Origin of the sequence: Flavobacterium crocinum (assembly GCF_003122385.1) — a bacterium.
GTDB classification, from domain to species: Bacteria; Bacteroidota; Bacteroidia; order Flavobacteriales; family Flavobacteriaceae; genus Flavobacterium; species Flavobacterium crocinum.
Window position 1 is genome coordinate 291,113 of the sequence record NZ_CP029255.1, and the last position, 18,633, is coordinate 309,745.

General features: G+C 33.9%; 20 protein-coding genes. 12 read left to right on the top strand and 8 right to left on the bottom strand.

Annotated features, from left to right (window positions below; translation table 11 throughout):
• Window positions 1-15 precede the first annotated feature (15 nt).
• Window positions 16-543 (bottom strand): isopentenyl-diphosphate Delta-isomerase, encoded by a 528-nt coding sequence (idi, locus tag HYN56_RS01395; RefSeq protein ID WP_091496463.1) that lies wholly within the window; start codon window positions 541-543, stop codon window positions 16-18.
• 324 nt (window positions 544-867) lie between these two features.
• Here idi and msrB point away from each other — a divergent pair, with 324 nt between their 5' ends.
• A complete protein-coding gene (gene msrB / locus HYN56_RS01400; RefSeq protein ID WP_109190555.1) occupies window positions 868-1,419 on the top strand; it encodes a peptide-methionine (R)-S-oxide reductase MsrB in 552 nt (183 codons plus the stop codon).
• A gap of 6 nt (window positions 1,420-1,425) precedes the next feature.
• Complete coding sequence (msrA, locus tag HYN56_RS01405) at window positions 1,426-2,034, top strand: peptide-methionine (S)-S-oxide reductase MsrA (protein WP_109190556.1); 609 nt, start codon at window positions 1,426-1,428, stop codon at window positions 2,032-2,034.
• Window positions 2,035-2,131: 97 nt separating this feature from the next.
• Here msrA and HYN56_RS01410 read toward each other — a convergent pair whose 3' ends face one another.
• The 3 genes from HYN56_RS01410 to HYN56_RS01420 form a co-directional block, all read right to left on the bottom strand.
• Window positions 2,132-2,566: an META domain-containing protein gene (locus tag HYN56_RS01410; protein ID WP_109190557.1), complete on the bottom strand. Its 435-nt coding sequence runs from the start codon at window positions 2,564-2,566 to the stop codon at window positions 2,132-2,134.
• Window positions 2,567-2,894: 328 nt separating this feature from the next.
• The gene (locus tag HYN56_RS01415) at window positions 2,895-3,869 is read right to left on the bottom strand and encodes an IS110 family RNA-guided transposase (RefSeq protein ID WP_240622557.1); all 975 of its coding nucleotides are present in this window, start codon (window positions 3,867-3,869) and stop codon (window positions 2,895-2,897) included.
• 292 nt (window positions 3,870-4,161) lie between these two features.
• Window positions 4,162-4,476: a GIY-YIG nuclease family protein gene (locus HYN56_RS01420; RefSeq protein WP_109190559.1), complete on the bottom strand. Its 315-nt coding sequence runs from the start codon at window positions 4,474-4,476 to the stop codon at window positions 4,162-4,164.
• 390 nt (window positions 4,477-4,866) lie between these two features.
• Here HYN56_RS01420 and HYN56_RS01425 point away from each other — a divergent pair, with 390 nt between their 5' ends.
• From HYN56_RS01425 to HYN56_RS01465, 9 genes are all read left to right on the top strand, one after another.
• Entirely contained in the window at window positions 4,867-5,469 is a 603-nt protein-coding gene (locus tag HYN56_RS01425) for a TetR/AcrR family transcriptional regulator (protein WP_109190560.1), read from the top strand.
• A gap of 115 nt (window positions 5,470-5,584) precedes the next feature.
• The gene (locus HYN56_RS01430; protein WP_109190561.1) at window positions 5,585-6,844 is read left to right on the top strand and encodes a TolC family protein; all 1,260 of its coding nucleotides are present in this window, start codon (window positions 5,585-5,587) and stop codon (window positions 6,842-6,844) included.
• Window positions 6,845-6,850: 6 nt separating this feature from the next.
• On the top strand, window positions 6,851-7,738 hold the full coding sequence (locus HYN56_RS01435) for an HlyD family secretion protein (RefSeq protein ID WP_109190562.1): 888 nt from the start codon (window positions 6,851-6,853) through the stop codon (window positions 7,736-7,738).
• Window positions 7,739-7,741: 3 nt separating this feature from the next.
• Window positions 7,742-8,650, top strand: a complete 909-nt coding sequence (locus HYN56_RS01440) for an ABC transporter ATP-binding protein (protein WP_109190563.1) — start codon at window positions 7,742-7,744, stop codon at window positions 8,648-8,650.
• Window positions 8,650-9,390: an ABC transporter ATP-binding protein gene (locus HYN56_RS01445; protein ID WP_109190564.1), complete on the top strand. Its 741-nt coding sequence runs from the start codon at window positions 8,650-8,652 to the stop codon at window positions 9,388-9,390. Before HYN56_RS01440 ends, HYN56_RS01445 begins: the two co-directional genes overlap by 1 nt.
• 9 nt (window positions 9,391-9,399) lie before the next feature.
• Window positions 9,400-10,506: an ABC transporter permease gene (locus HYN56_RS01450; protein ID WP_109190565.1), complete on the top strand. Its 1,107-nt coding sequence runs from the start codon at window positions 9,400-9,402 to the stop codon at window positions 10,504-10,506.
• Window positions 10,503-11,621 carry an ABC transporter permease gene (locus tag HYN56_RS01455; RefSeq protein WP_109190566.1) on the top strand — a complete coding sequence of 373 codons (1,119 nt, stop codon included), beginning with the start codon at window positions 10,503-10,505 and terminating at the stop codon, window positions 11,619-11,621. The genes HYN56_RS01450 and HYN56_RS01455 overlap by 4 nt, the downstream gene beginning before the upstream one ends.
• 73 nt (window positions 11,622-11,694) lie before the next feature.
• Window positions 11,695-13,098: an aminopeptidase P N-terminal domain-containing protein gene (locus HYN56_RS01460; protein WP_109194695.1), complete on the top strand. Its 1,404-nt coding sequence runs from the start codon at window positions 11,695-11,697 to the stop codon at window positions 13,096-13,098.
• A gap of 144 nt (window positions 13,099-13,242) precedes the next feature.
• Window positions 13,243-14,202, top strand: coding sequence for a quinone oxidoreductase family protein (locus HYN56_RS01465; protein WP_109190567.1), 960 nt, complete (start codon window positions 13,243-13,245; stop codon window positions 14,200-14,202).
• Between the two features lie 95 nt (window positions 14,203-14,297).
• On the opposite strand, the gene HYN56_RS01470 is transcribed toward HYN56_RS01465, so the two are convergent.
• The 4 genes from HYN56_RS01470 to HYN56_RS01485 form a co-directional block, all read right to left on the bottom strand.
• The gene (locus tag HYN56_RS01470) at window positions 14,298-15,386 is read right to left on the bottom strand and encodes a DUF6630 family protein (protein ID WP_109190568.1); all 1,089 of its coding nucleotides are present in this window, start codon (window positions 15,384-15,386) and stop codon (window positions 14,298-14,300) included.
• 8 nt (window positions 15,387-15,394) lie between these two features.
• Window positions 15,395-16,096 (bottom strand): SMI1/KNR4 family protein, encoded by a 702-nt coding sequence (locus HYN56_RS01475; protein ID WP_109190569.1) that lies wholly within the window; start codon window positions 16,094-16,096, stop codon window positions 15,395-15,397.
• 75 nt (window positions 16,097-16,171) lie between these two features.
• On the bottom strand, window positions 16,172-17,731 hold the full coding sequence (locus HYN56_RS01480; RefSeq protein WP_109190570.1) for an NAD(P)/FAD-dependent oxidoreductase: 1,560 nt from the start codon (window positions 17,729-17,731) through the stop codon (window positions 16,172-16,174).
• Window positions 17,732-17,755: 24 nt separating this feature from the next.
• On the bottom strand, window positions 17,756-18,178 hold the full coding sequence (locus HYN56_RS01485) for a hypothetical protein (protein ID WP_109190571.1): 423 nt from the start codon (window positions 18,176-18,178) through the stop codon (window positions 17,756-17,758).
• Window positions 18,179-18,331: 153 nt separating this feature from the next.
• Here HYN56_RS01485 and HYN56_RS01490 point away from each other — a divergent pair, with 153 nt between their 5' ends.
• Complete coding sequence (locus tag HYN56_RS01490; protein WP_109190572.1) at window positions 18,332-18,571, top strand: hypothetical protein; 240 nt, start codon at window positions 18,332-18,334, stop codon at window positions 18,569-18,571.
• Window positions 18,572-18,633: the final 62 nt, after the last annotated feature.

Genomic DNA, 18,633 nt, shown 5'->3' on the forward strand with positions numbered 1-18,633 from the left:
TTTGGTTCGTTTGGGTTAAAGTTTATGATCTTCTAAATAATGATAAAATTCATCAAAAATTATTTTAAACCAAACCGTATATATTTCGGGCTGTTTTTCTATATCTGCTTTTACATCTTCAATTTTCATCCATTTCCAGTCTTCCACTTCTTCGGTATTGATATTTGGATCTTCGTTATAATATCCAATCATCACATGATCTAATTCATGTTCTGTCAATCCGTTATCAAAAGGTGCTTTATAAATAAAATGAAACAGCTCTTTCAAATCTGTTTTAAATCCCATTTCTTCAAACAATCTTCTGCTTCCTGCTTCGATATTGGTTTCGCCTTCACGCTGATGACTGCAGCAAGTGTTGGTCCACAGCAAAGGAGAATGATATTTTTGATGTGCACGCTGCTGCAGCATGATTTCATTTTGTTCATTTAAAACAAAAACTGAAAATGCACGGTGCAAAAGCGCTTTTTCATGTGCTTCTAATTTTGGCATTAAGCCAATCTGCTCATCATTTTGATTAACTAATATTACGTTTTCTTCTGTCATAAGGCTTCTTAAGCAAACAAAAATACGAAAAAAGAAATGGCTTAAAAATCCTAATTCTGATTGTGAAAAATCCAAATCTTTATTCAATTTCTATTTTTCTGATTTACAACATTATAAATCCCATTAAAAATTAAAAGCTGTTAAAATTAAGACATAAAAACTAGATTGTCTTTATTTACGTAACTAATAAAAAGTTAAAACACACTTAAAAAAATCTCAATTATTTTAAAGTCAGTATTTCGGGATAAATCTCAGCGTATCTTTGATTAATAAAATTCAAAATCCTAAAGAATACTGACTTAATACAAAATCCACTATTTGTTTATGAAATCTAAAACCCAATTTCTCAGTCTTTGTTTTTTAATACCGCTTTTCATTTTACAGGCTTGCGGACAAAACAATAAAAATTACATTAAGCCCGAAACTGCAAAAAATGTAATTAGTAAACCTAACAATCCATATTATTCCAATACAGATACTACGAAATTAAATGTAAGTGATGCCGAATGGAAAAAGGTTTTGCCGGAGGACGTTTACGCTGTTATGCGTGAAGCCGATACTGAAAGGCCTTTTACAGGAAAATATTGGAATACGGATGAAAAAGGAACTTACTATTGTGCTTCGTGCGGGAATAAACTTTTCAGATCTACCGCCAAATTCTCCAGCAGCTGTGGCTGGCCAAGTTTCTTTGAACAGGACAATAAAAAAAGTATTGTTTTCAAAGAAGATAATTCGCTTGGAATGGAAAGAACGGAAACCCTTTGTGGTCGTTGCGGCGGACATTTGGGACATATCTTTGATGATGGTCCGGAACCAACCGGAAAACGTTATTGTATGAATTCGATCGCTCTTGATTTTATTCCTGATTCTAAATAATTTATTATGAAAAATATACTTTTAATATGTTTTCTGGCGCTTTCGCTAAAGGGGATTGCTCAGAATAAAAAAGCATCGAATTTAGAAACCATTACACTTGGCGGAGGATGCTACTGGTGTGTTGAAGCTGTTTATGAAGATTTAAACGGAGTAAAATCAGTTGTTTCCGGATTTTCAGGTGGAAATGTTGCCAATCCTACTTATGAAGAAGTCTGCACAGGCGAGACTGGTCATGCCGAAGTAGTTCAGATTACTTACGACAAAACGGTGACAGATATTAACGAAATCTTTAAAGTCTTTTTTACTGTACACGACCCAACAACCTTAAATCGTCAGGGAGCTGATGTTGGAACACAATATCGTTCTGTAATTTTCTATAAAAACGCCGAACAGAAAAAAGCAGCCGAAAGCATTATTGCCGATTTGAATAAAGCAAAAGTGTACAAAAAACCAATCGTAACAAAAGTAGAACCTTTTAAAGTTTTTTACAAAGCTGAAGATTATCATCAGAACTATTATGCAAACAATAAAAACCAGCCATATTGTAAAATGGTGATTCAGCCAAAACTGGAAAAGTTTGAAAAGGTTTTTAAGGATAAACTTAAAAAGCATTAAACATAAAAAAGGGAAATGAATCTGCTTCATTTCCCTTTTTTTATTAAGTCTGAACCTTGTCTAAGTTTGAAATTTTAACAAAGTTGAATAACTAAAACTATTGTTTCGCTACCTTTTTAAATCGCATCACCGGAATATCTCCCTGAATTAAATTCAGTTTTCCGTCTTTATCAATAGAATAACTTGTAATCTGTTTTATTTGTTTTAGAAACACTTTTTCTCCTCCACCGTCACAATACATCATGGTTGTTGGACCAGCTTCTCCAAAAGTTAGAGATTTTCCGCTTAAAGTATAAGGTGCACTATAACCATTACATCCGTTATTACCATAAACTCTTGTTTCTTTCTGGTCAAAAGTAAGCTGTGGTTTTTTATTCGGGTATAGCCCTTCAAAAGCAATTCTAGGTCCGGAAATGTATTCTAATTCCCAGGTTGTATCATACAAATTCCCTGCACTTTTGTCTTTCGTTGCCATACATGAAGTCAATAATAAAGTTAAAACTGAAACTACTGCGAGTGTGTATTTTTTCATTTTTTTTGTTTTTGAAGATTAATATTGCGTTCTCAATATTCGTGCCCGATTGATTTAACGGACTCATTTTTCTTAATTCAAATATCTGAATGGTATATTCTTTTGCCAATCTAATTTACGGTTTTTATTTTAGAATATTATTAATCAAAAATTTACAAAAGCAAAAAACCTTATTCGTCTTGAAATATTTTTTTTTAGAAGGATATAGATTGCGGAACTACTTGCGAGGATCCTTCGTTCCTCAGGATGACAAAAATGAGGGTATATCACAAAAAAGCGTATGTATCCAATATTAAGCAAAGTAATCCCAATCTTGTCATCCTGATTTCTATGATAAAACCAAATCTTTTTGATAAGAGGTTTGATTTTTTATTACCGCAAAAACTCGATGAATTATTTTGTTTCTCACAGCGTTTAAAACACTCATTTTGTTTTTTCCTTCATCAACTTTTCGGATGTAATATTTTCTTAAGTCATTATCAAGTCTAATTGCACTCATTGCGGCCATGTGTAAAACAGTCTTTAGGTTTTTATCAGCAAGCATTGATACTCCGGGCCTTTTTTTTAATGATGTTCCAGATTGAAAATCAAAAGGCACAACTCCGCTGTAGCATGCCATTTTTCTTGGATCAGTTATAACTGTAAAACCTTCTGTTTTAGATAATAATGTCCAAGATAAAACTTGACCCACTCCAGGAACAGATTTTATCAATTTCTGCTGGTGGTTTAGATTTTCATTCTTTAGGATTATAGCTTCAATATCATTTTCAATAATCATAATTTGTGCCTCAATACTTTTAATAAGTTTGATGTTTAAGTTTTTTAACTCTTTATCCAGCCCAATACCTTTCATTAATTTGTAGTCATGCTGCTGAACCATAAGCTGTTTTTTGATTTTTATTCTTAAAGCTCTTTCTGTCAATAGTATTTTTATTTTTTTTATAGAAGAGGAGCTCGGCTTCCATTCTCTGTTCTCCTGATAATTTTTCTCAATGAAACTGCAGATACGCAGTGCATCGATTTTATCATTTTTCCCTCTGACAAGACCAATGCTTTTTTTGATATGCAGAGCTGATATAACATAAACCTTAAAGTTAAATTTTTCCAATGCTTCAAAGATATTCCAGTTGTATCTGCCTGTATTTTCCATTGCCAGAATTACATTTTCTTTAGCATATCTTTTAAAAAAACGAGTAATGTCATTAATTTCATTTTCAATAGTAAAATAATTAATAGCCTCTTCTTTTACGCAGATATCTAAAGTCTTTTTGCTGATATCAATTCCGATAATAATGTTTTTCATAACTTTGTTTTTACGATTCAACAAATGATTTGAGAAATTCATCATAAGCTCAACTCCTTAATAACGGGTCTCAAGCCCAAATTTCTATCTGAGTCTTTGATGAAAGGGAAGCTAAAGTCTTAATCAGGATATGAGTCTCAAGCTCAGAGGAACGAATAGTTTACTTTTGCTTCCTTTCTCAATCATAAATCTACTTAAATTTCAAAAAACAAATCTAAAGGAGGAACGAAGGATCCTCGCAAGAAACTCTACAAAGTGGATAACTATAGTTGTATAAAGACAAAAAGAAATCCTATTCAAACAAATAATCTAAAAAATCCAAATCAGGATTAATCGTTTTAATAAGTTCTATTTTTTTATCTCTTATCCAGCCTTTTATTTCCTTCTCGCGTGCAATTGCTTCTTGAATCCAAGTGAATTTTTCATAATACAGCAAGTACTGAGCATTATATTTCGCAGCAAAGGTGTTATTGTTACTGCTAATATTTTCTTTATGCTGTTTCAATCTGAGTCGCAAATTATTAGTCACACCTATATAAAGAACTGTCTTGTGTCTATTTGCAATAATATAAATGTAATAAGTATGATAGCCTTCGTATGATTTCATTTGACTAAAATAGTATTTCTTGCTTTAAAAAGAAAGAATATTCTTTCTTTTTAAATAGTGCGGTGTTTTACTAGCCCCTTAACTGAATGCCCTAATCCGTTGTTTACGTTGCGGAGCTACTTGCGAAGATCCTTCGTTCCTCAGGATGACAAAAATGAGGGCAGACACTAGCACTACATAAAAAACTCATTTTAAAACACTCCCATCCCAATCTTGTCATCCTGAGGAACGAAGGATTCTCGTTGGTTATTCATGCTAAGGAAATCCTCATCAAAATTATTCCTGCAAAGCGAAAAAATTAAGAGGCTTTTTTAAAATTTAATCAAATGATTAAATTATTTGTTTAAATAAAAAATATTTTTCTAACTTTGTCCCGGAATTAAATTCAAAATGGCAAAAAAGAAAATAGACGCAAGTACAGAAGAGAAAATAATTGAAGCTGCCCGTAAAGTATTTACAGAAAAAGGCTATGCTGCAACCCGTACGCGCGATATTGCCGAAGAAGCCGGTCTAAATCTGGCTTTACTAAATTACTACTTTAGAAGTAAAGAAAAACTTTTCAGCTTAGTTATGGCCGAAAAAGTGGGGCAATTGTTTGGTATAATTGCGCCAATTGTTAATGATGATAAAACTACACTTCAGGAAAAAATAGAACTTATTGTTCCTGCCTATTTAAATGTTTTACTGCAGAATCCTGGTCTTCCTCTTTTTGTTTTAAGCGAAATACGAAATAACCCGGAACATTTCAGCAATAGAGTTCAAGCCGGAAAAATATTAACCCAATCTGTTTTGGTCAAACAACTTTTGGAGAAACAGCCCAATGTTAATCCGCTTCAATTTATTCTAAATCTACTGGGAATGTGCATTTTTCCGTTTGTGACTAAACCTGTTTTTGAAGCATCGGGATTATTAAACGAAAATTCTTTTAACCAATTAATAGAAGAAAGAAAAACACTTATTGTAAAATGGGTCAATTTAATGTTAGATAACTAAATTTTTTTGGTGTAAATTTAATCAAATGATTAAAACAAAATAATAAACGTAAAAAACTAGATATGAAGCTACTAAAACAAACAATATCAAAAAACAAATAAAAATAATATTCAACATGAAAAGATTATTAATACTTTTTCTGGTTTTATCAGCAGCAGGTTATTCGCAACAAAGCGAAAAACTCTTAACGCTCGATAATTGCTACAGAATGGCAGAAGAAAATTATCCGTTGTCCAAAAAAAGAGAACTTATCGCCAAAAGCAGCGAGTTTACAATTGATAATATTGCAAAAGGATATTATCCAAAATTCGACATACTGGCACAGGCAACTTACCAATCTGATGTTACTAAACTTCCCGTGAGCATCCCGGGAACTTCTATGCCGATATTAAACAACGATCAATACAAAGCCTATGGAGAACTCAATCAGATTATTTATGATGGAGGAAATATCAAACAGCAAAAAGAAGTAGTCAATTCTCAGACCAAGGTACAGCAACAGCAACTTCAGGTAGATTTATATGCTGTTAAACAAAGGGTGACAGATATTTATTTTGGAATTTTAATTTACAATGAACAATTACGCCAAAATGATCTGCTGAAAAACGATATTTCAATCGGAATAAAAACGGTTGAAGCCCAGCTTAAAAACGGAACAGCTTACAGAAGCAGCTTGGATCTGCTAAAAGCGGAATTTTTAAAAGCAGATCAACAGGCAATCAGTATTCGAAGTTATAAAAAAGCCTATCTGGATATGTTAGGCCTTTTTATCAATCAGGAATTAAGTGCTGAAACAAAATTGGAAACACCTCAAACCAGCATTTCTCCACAAGAGATAAATCGTCCGGAATTAGCACTTTTTAATTTTAGAAATGAAAATTTTGAACTCAACAAAGAAACTATTGATGCCGGAAACAGACCTAAACTCAACTTTTTTGCACAAGGCGGTATCGCCAATCCGGCACTCAACTTTTTAAAAGAAGGTTTTGAATGGTATTACATTGGCGGACTGCGTTTAAATTGGTCTTTAACGGGTTTATATACTTCTAAAAAGCAGAAAGAAATCATCAACATCAATAAATTAGAAGTCGATGCAGATAAAGAGACTTTTCTTTTTAATACTCATCAATCTTTAAAACAGCAAAACGCTGAAATAACTAAACTTCAGGAATATTTAGTTTCTGACGGACAGATTGTAGACTTAAGAAGTAATGTTAAAAAAGCTTCTTTAGCACAATTAGAAAACGGCGTGATCAATCCAGATGATTATCTAAAATTTGTTAATGATGAGAACGAAGCCAAACAAAATAAAATCATTCACGAAACCGAATTACTTCTGGCGCAATACAGACAAAAATTAATAACCGGAAACTAACACAAGATGAAAAAGATACTTTACATAGCAATTACAACAATTCTAATTTCCTGTTCCAATAATAAAAATGATTTTGACGCGACAGGAACTTTTGAAGCTGTTGAAACTATAATTCCTGCCGAAGCTTCCGGAATTATAAAAGAATTAAAAGTTGAAGAAGGAAACAATCTAAAAGAGGGACAAGTTGTAGGTTATATAGATACGATTCAGCTAGAGCTAAAAAAAGAACAGCTTTTAGCACAAATAAAAGCAACACAAAGCCGAAAGCCAGACGCCAAAACACAGCTTGATGTTTATCGTGAAGAATTGAAACTGGCAAAAATAGATCAGCAACGTGTTCAAAATTTAGTAAATGCAGATGCTGCAACCAGAAAACAACTGGATGATGCCAATTCGAAAGTTTCTGTTATTCAAAAACAGATTACGGCTCTACAAACTTCTTTAGATATCAGTACAACCGGGATCGATGACGAAACACAGACCTTAAAAGTACAAATTAGCCAGATTAACGATCAATTGGCAAAATCCAAAATTGTCAATAAAACCAACGGAACAGTTTTAACCAAATATGCCGAAACCGGTGAAATGGCAACAATTGGGAAACCGCTTTACAAAATTGCAGATTTATCTGTAATCACTTTACGAGTGTATGTTACGGGAGATCAGCTTCCGCAGATTAAAATCAATCAAAAAGTAAAAATTTTTACTGATGCTACAAAAGACACTTATAAAGAACACGAAGGCATTGTAGAATGGATAAGCGATAAAGCGGAGTTTACTCCAAAAACAATTCAGACAAAAGAGGAACGTGCCAATCTGGTTTATGCAGTTAAAATCAGAGTTAAAAATGACGGATACTTAAAAATTGGGATGTACGGCGAAATAAAATTCTAAATCATGGAGTCTGTAATTGTAAAAAACATCACAAAGGTATATGGTAAAGAAAAAAAGACGGCTGTTGATAATGTTTCATTTTCTGTAAACAAAGGCGAGCTTTTTGGACTTATAGGACCTGACGGCGCGGGTAAAACCAGTATTTTCAGAATTCTGACTACTGTTTTACTTCCAGATGACGGAGAGGCTTCGATTGACGGACTGGATGTTGTAAAAAATTATAAGGAAATCAGAAGTACCATTGGCTACATGCCCGGAAAGTTTTCTTTGTACCAGGATTTAACTATTGAAGAAAACCTCAACTTTTTTGCCACTTTGTTTGGAACTACTATTCAGGAAAATTACGATTTGATTAAAGACATATATATTCAAATTGAACCTTTTAAGGATCGAAGAGCAGGAAAACTTTCAGGCGGAATGAAACAAAAACTGGCATTATGTTGTGCTTTAATTCACAAGCCAAATGTTTTATTTCTGGACGAACCCACAACTGGTGTTGACCCTGTTTCCAGAAAAGAATTTTGGGAAATGCTGAAACGTCTTAAACAGCAAAACATCACCATTATCGTTTCGACACCTTATATGGATGAAGCCAATCTATGCGACAGAATTGCGCTTATCCAAGGTGGTAAAATATTACAAATGGATACACCGCAAAATATTATAAAAAGTTATCCCGATCCCTTATTTGCCGTTAAGGCTAATGACATGCATAAACTGCTCCCGTTTTTGACTGAATATCCGGAACGAAAAGGAAGTTATGCATTTGGCGAATACGCTCATTTTTCATTCAATGGAAATCCTGATGTCCAGGCTTTAGAAAAATACTTAAAAACAAAAGGACTGGAAAACATTGAAATTAAAAATGCAGAGGTAACAATTGAAGACAGTTTTATAAAATTATTGAGCTGATGGAAAACAAAGTAATTACCTGCAAAGGATTAACAAAGCGTTTTGGAGATTTTATCGCCGTTGATAAAATTACATTTGAAGTCCAAAAGGGAGAAATTTTCGGGTTTCTTGGAGCCAATGGCGCCGGAAAAACTACTGCAATGAGAATGCTCTGCGGTTTGTCTAAACCTACTTCGGGCGAAGCTAATATTGCAGGTTTTGATGTTTATAAGGAAACTGAGAAAATTAAAAAGAATATTGGTTATATGAGTCAGAAATTCTCGCTCTATGATGATTTAACGGTTTTGGAAAACATCAACTTTTTCGCAGGAATTTATGGTTTATCAGATACCGAAATCAAATCGAACAGCCACTCGTTAATAGACAGTTTAGGTATGCGGGATCTGGCAGATAAACGTGTAAGTTCACTTCCGTTGGGATGGAAACAAAAACTGGCATTTTCTACAGCGATTATTCATAAACCTGAAATTGTATTCCTGGATGAACCCACGGGCGGAGTTGATCCGCTTACACGAAGACAATTCTGGGATTTAATTTATGAAGCATCAGGCAACGGAATTACCATTTTTGTAACCACACATTATATGGACGAAGCCGAATATTGCGATCGTGTTTCGATTATGGTCGATGGCAGGGTCGAAGCATTAAACAGTCCTTCCAATCTAAAAAAACAATTCAGTGTCGGCAGTATGGATGAGGTTTTCTACCACCTTGCCCGGGAAGCAAAACGCGGCGAATAATAAACGTATATGAAACAGTTTTTTACCTTCATAAAAAAAGAATTCCTGCATGTATTGCGGGATAAAAAGACACTGCTTATCCTTTTCGGAATGCCGGTTGTTCAAATTTTAATTTTCGGTTTTGCGCTTACCAATGAAGTAAAAAACTCAAAAATTGTAGTAGTTGATTATGCTAAAGATGTGGCTTCAAAAGAAATCATTAATAAAATTGAAGCCAGCAGATATTTTGAAATCGATCATATTTTATCCGGAACAAACGAGCTTGAAACTGCTTTTAAAACCGGAAAAATAAAAATGGCTGTTGTTTTTCCCGAAAACTTTAACAGTAATCTTTTACATCAAAATAAAGCTCAAATTCAAATCATTGCAGATGCTTCAGATCCAAATCAGGCAACTACATTAATCAATTATGCCTCTTCCATTATTGCCGATTATCAATCCCAAATGAATCAGCTTAGTTTAGCTCCTTATCGCATTCAGCCACAAGTCAAAATGCTTTATAATCCACAATTAAAAGGTGCTCCTAATTTTGTTCCCGGCGTCATGGCATTGATTTTAATGCTGATTTGCGTAATGATGACCGCGATTTCTATTGTAAAAGAAAAAGAAACGGGAACCATGGAAATTTTATTAGTTTCTCCATTTAAACCTATTTTGGTAATTCTTTCTAAAGCCGTTCCTTATTTGATATTATCTACTATAAATGTAGCTTCTATTTTATTACTGAGCTTTTTTGTTTTAGAGCTTCCAATAAAAGGAAATCTCGTTTTACTGTTTTCAGAAAGCATTTTATTTATCATAACCTGTTTAACACTCGGCATTTTTATTTCCGTAAAAACCGATTCCATGCAAACTGCAATGTTACTTTCTCTTATGGGAATGCTCCTTCCTACTCTGCTGTTTAGCGGTTTTATGTTTCCTGTTGAAAATATGCCAATTCCGTTGCAGATTTTCTCCAACATCGTTCCTGCAAAATGGTATTACATTATTGTAAAAAGAATTATGATCGAAGGTCTTGGCTTTGCCGCCGTCTGGAAAGAAACTTTAATTCTTGTCGGAACTACTCTTTTTTTATTGTTCATAAGCCTCAAAAGCTTTAAAATCCGAATGTCATGAGAATATTACGTTTTTTACTAATCAAAGAATTCAAACAGATCTTTCGTAATCGCGCTATTTTAGCCATCATTTTAGCCATGCCGGTTATCCAGCTTATTATCTTACCATTGGCGGCTAATTATGAAGTTAAAAATATCAATCTGGCGGTTATAGACAACGATCATTCCGACTATTCTAGAGATTTAATTACTGAAGTTACTTCATCAGGATATTTCAGACTTACAGGATATTCGCAATCCTATCGTAAAGCACTACATTTGGTTGAAGAAGATAAGGCTGATATTATATTGGAGATTCCTAAAAACTTTGAAAAAGAATTACTGACCGAAAACCAGCAGCAGCTTTTTATCACCATAAATGCTGTAAACGGTACAAAAGCAGGACTTGGAGGCGGTTATATTTCTTCAATAATTCAGGAATACAACAATCAAATCCGTATAAAAAATAGTGTTCCGGACAAATTCAATGCAATGCCTGTTATTGAAATTACGTCATCAAACTGGTATAATCCTAATTTAAATTATCAATTGTATATGGTTCCGGGCGTTTTGGCAATGTTGGTAACACTTGTCGGCGGATTTCTTTCAGCATTGAATATTGTAAAAGAAAAAGAAGGCGGGACAATCGAACAGATTAATGTTTCTCCCATAAAAAAATATCATTTCATATTGGGAAAATTAATTCCGTTCTGGATTTTAGGAAATGTAGTTTTTGGATTAGGTCTAATTGTTTCATGGATTTTTTATGGCATTGTTCCTCTCGGAAGTATATTGCTTTTGTATGGTTTTGTGGTACTTTATCTTTTAGCCATTTTAGGTTTTGGGCTTTTGGTTTCGACCTTTTGCGAGACACAACAACAGGCTATGCTCATTATGTTTTTCTTCATCATGATTTTTGTTTTAATGGGCGGACTTTTCACCTCAATAGACAGCATGCCGGAATGGGCCAAGATGGTTTCTAAATTTAATCCTGTAAGTTATTTTATTGATGTGATGCGAATGGTCATTATCAAAGGAAGTACTTTTCAGGATATAAAACCACATATGCTCATTATTATCTGCTTTGCGATTGTTTTAAATTTTGCAGCGATTCTTAATTACAGAAAAACATCTTAATCTTTTTGCTCCACTTTTTTTGTAATTTGCATTGATCAAAAAACCAAAAAATCATCAACCAAAAATCAAAAAAATGAAACCAATTTTGCTCTTGCTTACTCTTATAACTATAAGTACAGGTATTCATTCTCAGGAAAACCTTCCAAAAGATTATCTTCCAAAAGAATTTCACAAAGGACGTCGTGAAGCTTTTAGAGAATTAATGCCTGCCAATTCTGTTGCGGTAGTTTTTTCTTATCCGGAAAGAGTTTTTTCAAAAGACATTAATTATACTTATCATGCAAATCCTGATATGTATTATTTGACTGGTTACAAAGAACCAGATGCCGTTTTGCTTCTTTTTAAAGAACCACAGGGAGAAGAAAAATATACCGAAGTTCTTTTCGTTAGAGAAAGAAATGCTACTCAGGAAACCTGGACTGGAAGACGTTTAGGCATTGAAGGTGCAAAATCAAAACTAGGTTTTACAACAGTTTACAACGGAAAAGACTTTAATGCTTTTGCAATTGATTTTAAAAAATTTGACAAAATTATCTACGACAAAATTCCAACAGATCTTGGGAAAAATAAATCAGGTTTTGATCTTTTTGGTTTAATTGAATCTTTCAAATCTAAAGCTTCAATTAAAGCTGATGATGAAGCTCCTGTAGTACTTTTTACTAATATCACTAATTCTTTAAGAGAAATTAAAACTCCTGAAGAATTAGATTTAATGCGAAAATCGGTTAAACTTTCCTGTATTGCGCACAACGAAGTTATGAAAGCTGTTGGCCCAGACATGAGCGAAAATGAAGCAGACGGAATCCACAGATACATTCACAAACATTATGGTGCAGAAGACGAAGGTTATCCTCCAATTGTTGGCGCGGGAGCAAATGGCTGTATTTTGCACTATGGAGAAAACAATGCAACCAAAATGGACAATCAATTATTATTGATGGACGTTGGATCTGAATACCACGGTTATTCTGCCGATGTTACGCGAACTGTTCCTGCAAACGGAAAATTTAGCGAAGAACAAAAAGCAATCTATCAATTGGTTTATGAAGCTCAGGAAGAGGTTTTCAAGATTTGCAAAGTCGGAACTCCTTTTCAGGATTTAAACAAAAAAGCAAGAGAAGTTATTACTGCCGGATTAATCAAACTGGGAATTATTACAGATCCAAAAGACGTTAGAATTTATTATCCACACAGCTGTTCACACTTTCTTGGTTTAGATGTTCATGATAAAGGAAATTATATGAGCATCTTAAAAGAAAACATGATTTTTACCGTTGAACCGGGAATTTACATTCCAGCCAACAGTAAATGTGATAAAAAATGGTGGAATATCGGCGTTCGTATTGAAGATGATATTTTAATTACCAAAAACTCATACGAAAACCTTTCTGCAGAATCTCCAAGAAAATGGCAGGATGTAGAAGCTTTGGCCAAACAGAAAAGCACTTTTAACGAAATGAAGTTTCCTAAGATATAATTTTTTTTTAGCCACAGATTAAAAGGATTCCCACAGATTAATTTAAAAAAAAATCCTTCTAATCCTTTTAATCTGTGGCTAAAAAAAACCTTTCAATCTGAGCACGTTTTTTCCCGTACTTTGTATTCTTAAACAAATTAAAGAATGAAAGCACTTACCTTCTCTACTTTTGGAGATTCAGCTGTTTTAGAATATATAGAAATCCCAGATCCACAATTGAAAAACGATGAGATTCTGGTCGAAATGAAAGCTATCGGATTAAACTTTGCAGACGTTTACCGCCGAAAAGGAAATTATCATTTAAAAGGAAATCCGCCTTTTATTGCCGGTTATGAAGGCGCCGGAATTGTTATCGATGCCAATAATCATTCTGAATATAAAATTGGTGATCGTGTGGCTTTCGCCGATGTTCCTTTTGCGAATGCAGAATTGGTTGCCGTTAATGTAAATCATGTTTTGCCATTACCTGAAAATATTTCGTTTGAAACTGCTTCTTCAGTTTTACTTCAAGGTTTAACCGCTCATTATTTAGCTACTGACAGTCACAAAACAGCAAAAGGAGAAACCGTTTTAATTCATGCCGTTGCTGGCGGAGTTGGACAAATACTAACACAAATCAGCAAACTTTTAGGCGCAAGCGTTATTGGTTTAACCTCATCTGCCGAAAAAGCAAAAATAGGATTTGAACAGGGCGCTGACCATGTTTTTCTTTATAATGAGGATTGGAAATCTCAGGTTTTTAAAATTGCTCCAAAAGGCGTTGATGCTGTTTATGACAGTATTGGAAGTACGTTAATCGAAAGCTTTGATGTCACCAAAGAATGCGGACAGGTTGTTTTCTTCGGAATGGCGGGCGGAGATCCTGCACCAGTCGATCCAAGAATGTTAATGGACGGTTCCAAAACTTTAACAGGAGGCGATTTATGGAGTTATTTAAATTCTAAAGAAGAAAGAATCAAAAGAGCAACTCAGTTATTCCATTGGATTAGTGAAGGGAAAATCAAACTTTCAGAACCGACTTCTTTCAAATTATCAGAAGGAAAACTGGCGCATGATTTTCTGGAAAGTAGAAAAAGCACAGGGAAAATAATTTTGATACCGTAAACTTTTTTCCGCCACGAATTACACTAATTTGCACTAATTTTTTATGATTAAAAATTTTAATTCGTGAAAATTGGTGTAATTCGTGGCTATCCCTTCTAAAGCTGATTCACTTCAATTTTTGTCAATTCAGACAATTCTAAAATTCTTTCGACTTCATCTTTATTGGCAATAAAAAACAGATAATTATCTCCAAAAGTTTCATAAGTCAATAGTTCCAGATTGGATTTTGCTAACTCTGACTGAATGTAAGGAAACAAATCGTGACTGTAAGTTTCTTCAGGATAATCGAATTTAAAATCTTCGCCCAGCATTTCAGAGATAAAATATTCCGCATCTTCAGGATCAAACTTCCAGTCACTGTTCCATGCATCTATTTCTTCGAAAAAAGCGAAATGTTCTTCTGTGCTTTCGTAATCTTCTTTGGTTTCATCATTGAAATTTTCAAAAAGATTTTCAGCATATTTATTGAGTTCCTCTTCTTCAATACTACCTCTCGAAACCAGGTTAACAAACTCTTTAAAATCTCCGATAGTAACGTTTTCGTCGAATAAGACACTTTCAGAGGAAGGAAGTTCTACCGTTTTTGGAATCTCGAGATTTAAATATTCACAGATTCCCTGTAAAACCAATTTAAAATCTTTGACGCCAATTTCCTGAGTTTCATTTTTAGGAGCATTAAAATCAAGAAATTCACAGTCTAATAAGCCTTTTGTATAATCTAAAAAATGACTGCCGGAATATAAAATCCTGATATCGTTTATTTCTAAACTATTGGTACAGCAAAAGAAAATGATGAAATTATTGATAACACGTTTAAAGTGTTTTTTCATTTCCTGACCTGGCTGAGAATAAAACTGAACATGAATAAAATCATATTCTAATCCTTCCTGAATCATTTCTTCAGATAAAGTGCCAATATTCAGTTTTGTGTAAAGTTCATTTAAAACTTCATAAGCATTATTAAATCCTGCTTTTTTAATCTCCGCCCTTCCCTCTTCATGATCTAATGAATACGGAATGGAATATAAATTGACCAAAACAGGATCGTGAATTCCTTTTACCTTAAATTCTAAACTATTTGATTCATGATATAAATAACTGTAAATCGGATTTATAACATCAAAAGAAATTATGGATTGTGGATCGTTATTTCGATTAAATAGATTGGAAAAGAAATTTTTCATGAAAGGCTTTATTCGTTCGAATATTTAAAACTTTTGTTCATTTTATCAAAAGGAATCACTTCATTAACTATGGATTCTAATTCGTGATCTGTCAACAAACCCCTTGCTATTTCTACTATTTTTGGAGAAACATTAATTTCGTAATCGATAATTTCGCGTTTTAGAATAGACTCTAAAATCTCGTTCTGACGCTCTGTTAAATATTTTTTATGAGATTTAAAAACCGATTCTAAGTCACTTCTAAATTCTTCGTCACTTAGTTCATTATACAAATCCTGTTGTGACATATCGATCAGTAAAACTTTAAAAATAAAATCCTGCAGGTTTTTAGCCAGATAATTGACTTCATTAGAATCGTGCCATACAAAGACAATTGGCACATCTCCGTTTTCTTCATCATTTAGAAAAAAACAGTAGTGATCTCCGCCACCGCTTTTCGCAAAAGGGATAAATTTAAATTCCGGATTTATATTTCGATAATCTTCCGGATCTCTAAGTTCTTCTATTTCCTCAGCAACCGATTTCAAATTGAGAGATTCAAAATCGTAAGAATGCAAAAGCAAAGGCGGATTATCTTTTAAGGTTGGATAAACTTCTGTAAACCAATTTGGACCGTATTCTCCAACATCCAGCATACCATCGGCATCTAACTGTTTGTATAGAAACGGGAATTGGAATCCGTATTTTGTTTCAATGTCTTTTATAGTCATCTTTGGGGCAATTTCTATTAGAATCAAACCACTAAGATAACAATCTTTTTACTACATGAAAAATCCTGAGGTCAATTATTTCAAGGACTCCGCAATCATCAAGGCACATTTTTCACCATCAATGGCCGCAGAAATGATTCCGCCGGCATAACCGGCACCTTCCCCGCAAGGATATAATCCTTTGATTTGCAAATGTTCTAAAGTCATAGGATCACGAGGAATTCTGACTGGCGATGAGGTTCTGCTTTCCGGCGCATGCAAAATCGCTTCGTTAGTTAAATACCCTTTCATTGACTTACCAAAATCCTGAAATCCCTGACGCATGATCTGAGTTAAAAATCCCGGAAAAACCTGTCCTAATTCAACTGAAGTCGTTCCTGGTACATAAGATGTTTTTGGAATATCTGCTGAAACTTTACTTTTTGTAAAATCAATCATTCTTTGTGCCGGAACTTTTTGAGTTTCCCCAGCCAAATGCCAAGCTTTTTGCTCTATACTTTTTTGAAATTCCATTCCGGCCAACGCACCAAATTTGGCAAAAGGCTTGAAATCTTCTAATTTCAATTCGACTACAATTCCTGAATTGGCTGTCGATTGGTCACGTTTAGATGGCGACCAGCCGTTTGTAACCACTTCGCCCGGACTTGTAGCGCAAGGTGCAATTACACCACCCGGACACATACAGAACGAATACATTCCGCGCCCGTTTACCTGCTTGACAATTGAGTAAGGCGCAGGAGGTAAATGTTCTCCGCGATAATCACAGCTATACTGAATACTATCAATAAGTTCCTGCGCATGCTCTGCACGAACGCCTAAAGCAAAAGGTTTTGCTTCTATTAAAATTTTCTTTTTATCTAATAATTCAAAAATATCACGTGCCGAATGTCCAGTGGCCAGGATTAGTTTATTGGCATGAATTTTATCTCCGTTCTGCGTTACGATTCCTTCAATTTCATTATTTTTCACTAAAATATCATCAACTCTAGTTTCAAACAAAACCTGCCCGCCGAATTCAATGATTTTCTCCCGAATGTCTTCGATAATTTTCGGCAATTTATTGGTTCCAATATGCGGATGCGCTTCAACTAAAATATCTTCAGAAGCTCCAAATGCCACTAGAAGTTCTAAAATTCTGGTTACATCACCTCTCTTTTTTGAACGAGTATATAACTTGCCATCAGAATAGGTTCCTGCTCCACCTTCTCCAAAACAATAATTCGAATCTTCGTTTACTATATGTTCACGATTAATTGCTTTTAAGTCGCGACGACGTCCTCTAACGTCTTTTCCTCTTTCAAGTACAATTGGTTTTAAACCTAATTCAACCAATTGTAATGCAGCAAAAAGTCCCGCTGGACCAGCTCCAACCACAATAACTTCCTGCGCATTTGAGACGTCCTTATATTTTGGAAGTTCAATTTTCGTTTCCTGAAAAGGTTCGCCTTTCAAATAAATAACCACTTTCAAATTGATTTTAATTGCTTTTTGGCGCGCATCAATAGAACGTTTTAAAATTGTAATATGCTGAATTTCGTTTGGAGAAACTTTAATTTGTTTCGACAAATAATCTTTAAGCAACACTTCGTTTGCAGCAGTTTCTGGAGTTACCTGAAGTAAAAGTTCTCTTGGCATTTTGATTGAAAGGTAATAATATTATTAAAAGATTCTGATCACTAAAAAATATACAATGACACATAGTGGCGAAATCCCTATTGATATATAATGAAATTTTAAATATCTAAATGAAAGTTCTAATGCTTCTGAATCATCATCCCTAAAAGCTATTCTAACATTCGAAGAAAACCTATACAAGTAATAAAGCGGAAAAAAACAAATTACACAAGTCATTAAAAAAATGGGGAATAAAGTCATGATCATTATATATCCTACTCCTCCACCTGAGGGAACGTCATCCCATTTAGAAAGATTCATATAATCACAAACTAGACTTATAATACCATACGTTACTATAGCAAGTCCAATAATAGATATTACATAAACCCAATTTCCAGCCGTCCTTAAATGATCTTTTGCAGATTCACTCAAGAACAATTCATTTGAATCTGAATTTTCTTCCATTTTATTCTTTTATACTTTTAGACGATTTCAATAAGATCAAAAATAGATTGCAAAAGTACTATTTTGAAATGAAACTAAATCTCTAATATAAAAATCCATTTTAAAAGTAACCTTTGTACCTTTGCTACCGTGAACCTTTGCACCTATAAAATAATGTCCAGAAAAATAAAACTAATTTGGGATTTCCGCGGGCCGGCTTCAGCTAAAACCGCTGAGCACCATGAAATCCATTTGAAAGAATATATAGTTATTGAAAAACTTCCTTTAAACATAACGGGTTTTTCAATTCTAAATGATATGCATGCAACCGCTTTTATGGTGGTTACTGATGAAAATATGATTCAGGTAAGAGATGCTTTGAAACCGCATCGAGGGGAAGTTTATGCTGAGTAAAATTCCAATATTTTTGTAAATTCCAATAAAAAAATTCCAAATTCCAATTGCTAATATCGCTT

What these genes read in the sequence shown, in the direction of transcription:
- HYN56_RS01435 (WP_109190562.1), top strand. Translation starts at nt 6,851, where the DNA reads ATGAAAAAGATACTTTACATAGCAATTACAACAATTCTAATTTCCTGT.
- msrA (WP_109190556.1), top strand. Translation starts at nt 1,426, where the DNA reads ATGAAAAATATACTTTTAATATGTTTTCTGGCGCTTTCGCTAAAGGGG.
- HYN56_RS01470 (WP_109190568.1), bottom strand. Translation starts at nt 15,386, where the DNA reads ATGAAAAATTTCTTTTCCAATCTATTTAATCGAAATAACGATCCACAA.
- HYN56_RS01490 (WP_109190572.1), top strand. Translation starts at nt 18,332, where the DNA reads ATGTCCAGAAAAATAAAACTAATTTGGGATTTCCGCGGGCCGGCTTCA.
- HYN56_RS01480 (WP_109190570.1), bottom strand. Translation starts at nt 17,731, where the DNA reads ATGCCAAGAGAACTTTTACTTCAGGTAACTCCAGAAACTGCTGCAAAC.
- HYN56_RS01485 (WP_109190571.1), bottom strand. Translation starts at nt 18,178, where the DNA reads ATGGAAGAAAATTCAGATTCAAATGAATTGTTCTTGAGTGAATCTGCA.
- HYN56_RS01475 (WP_109190569.1), bottom strand. Translation starts at nt 16,096, where the DNA reads ATGACTATAAAAGACATTGAAACAAAATACGGATTCCAATTCCCGTTT.
- HYN56_RS01460 (WP_109194695.1), top strand. Translation starts at nt 11,695, where the DNA reads ATGAAACCAATTTTGCTCTTGCTTACTCTTATAACTATAAGTACAGGT.
- HYN56_RS01445 (WP_109190564.1), top strand. Translation starts at nt 8,650, where the DNA reads ATGGAAAACAAAGTAATTACCTGCAAAGGATTAACAAAGCGTTTTGGA.
- idi (WP_091496463.1), bottom strand. Translation starts at nt 543, where the DNA reads ATGACAGAAGAAAACGTAATATTAGTTAATCAAAATGATGAGCAGATT.
- msrB (WP_109190555.1), top strand. Translation starts at nt 868, where the DNA reads ATGAAATCTAAAACCCAATTTCTCAGTCTTTGTTTTTTAATACCGCTT.
- HYN56_RS01410 (WP_109190557.1), bottom strand. Translation starts at nt 2,566, where the DNA reads ATGAAAAAATACACACTCGCAGTAGTTTCAGTTTTAACTTTATTATTG.
- HYN56_RS01455 (WP_109190566.1), top strand. Translation starts at nt 10,503, where the DNA reads ATGAGAATATTACGTTTTTTACTAATCAAAGAATTCAAACAGATCTTT.
- HYN56_RS01440 (WP_109190563.1), top strand. Translation starts at nt 7,742, where the DNA reads ATGGAGTCTGTAATTGTAAAAAACATCACAAAGGTATATGGTAAAGAA.
- HYN56_RS01465 (WP_109190567.1), top strand. Translation starts at nt 13,243, where the DNA reads ATGAAAGCACTTACCTTCTCTACTTTTGGAGATTCAGCTGTTTTAGAA.
- HYN56_RS01420 (WP_109190559.1), bottom strand. Translation starts at nt 4,476, where the DNA reads ATGAAATCATACGAAGGCTATCATACTTATTACATTTATATTATTGCA.
- HYN56_RS01430 (WP_109190561.1), top strand. Translation starts at nt 5,585, where the DNA reads ATGAAAAGATTATTAATACTTTTTCTGGTTTTATCAGCAGCAGGTTAT.
- HYN56_RS01450 (WP_109190565.1), top strand. Translation starts at nt 9,400, where the DNA reads ATGAAACAGTTTTTTACCTTCATAAAAAAAGAATTCCTGCATGTATTG.
- HYN56_RS01415 (WP_240622557.1), bottom strand. Translation starts at nt 3,869, where the DNA reads ATGAAAAACATTATTATCGGAATTGATATCAGCAAAAAGACTTTAGAT.
- HYN56_RS01425 (WP_109190560.1), top strand. Translation starts at nt 4,867, where the DNA reads ATGGCAAAAAAGAAAATAGACGCAAGTACAGAAGAGAAAATAATTGAA.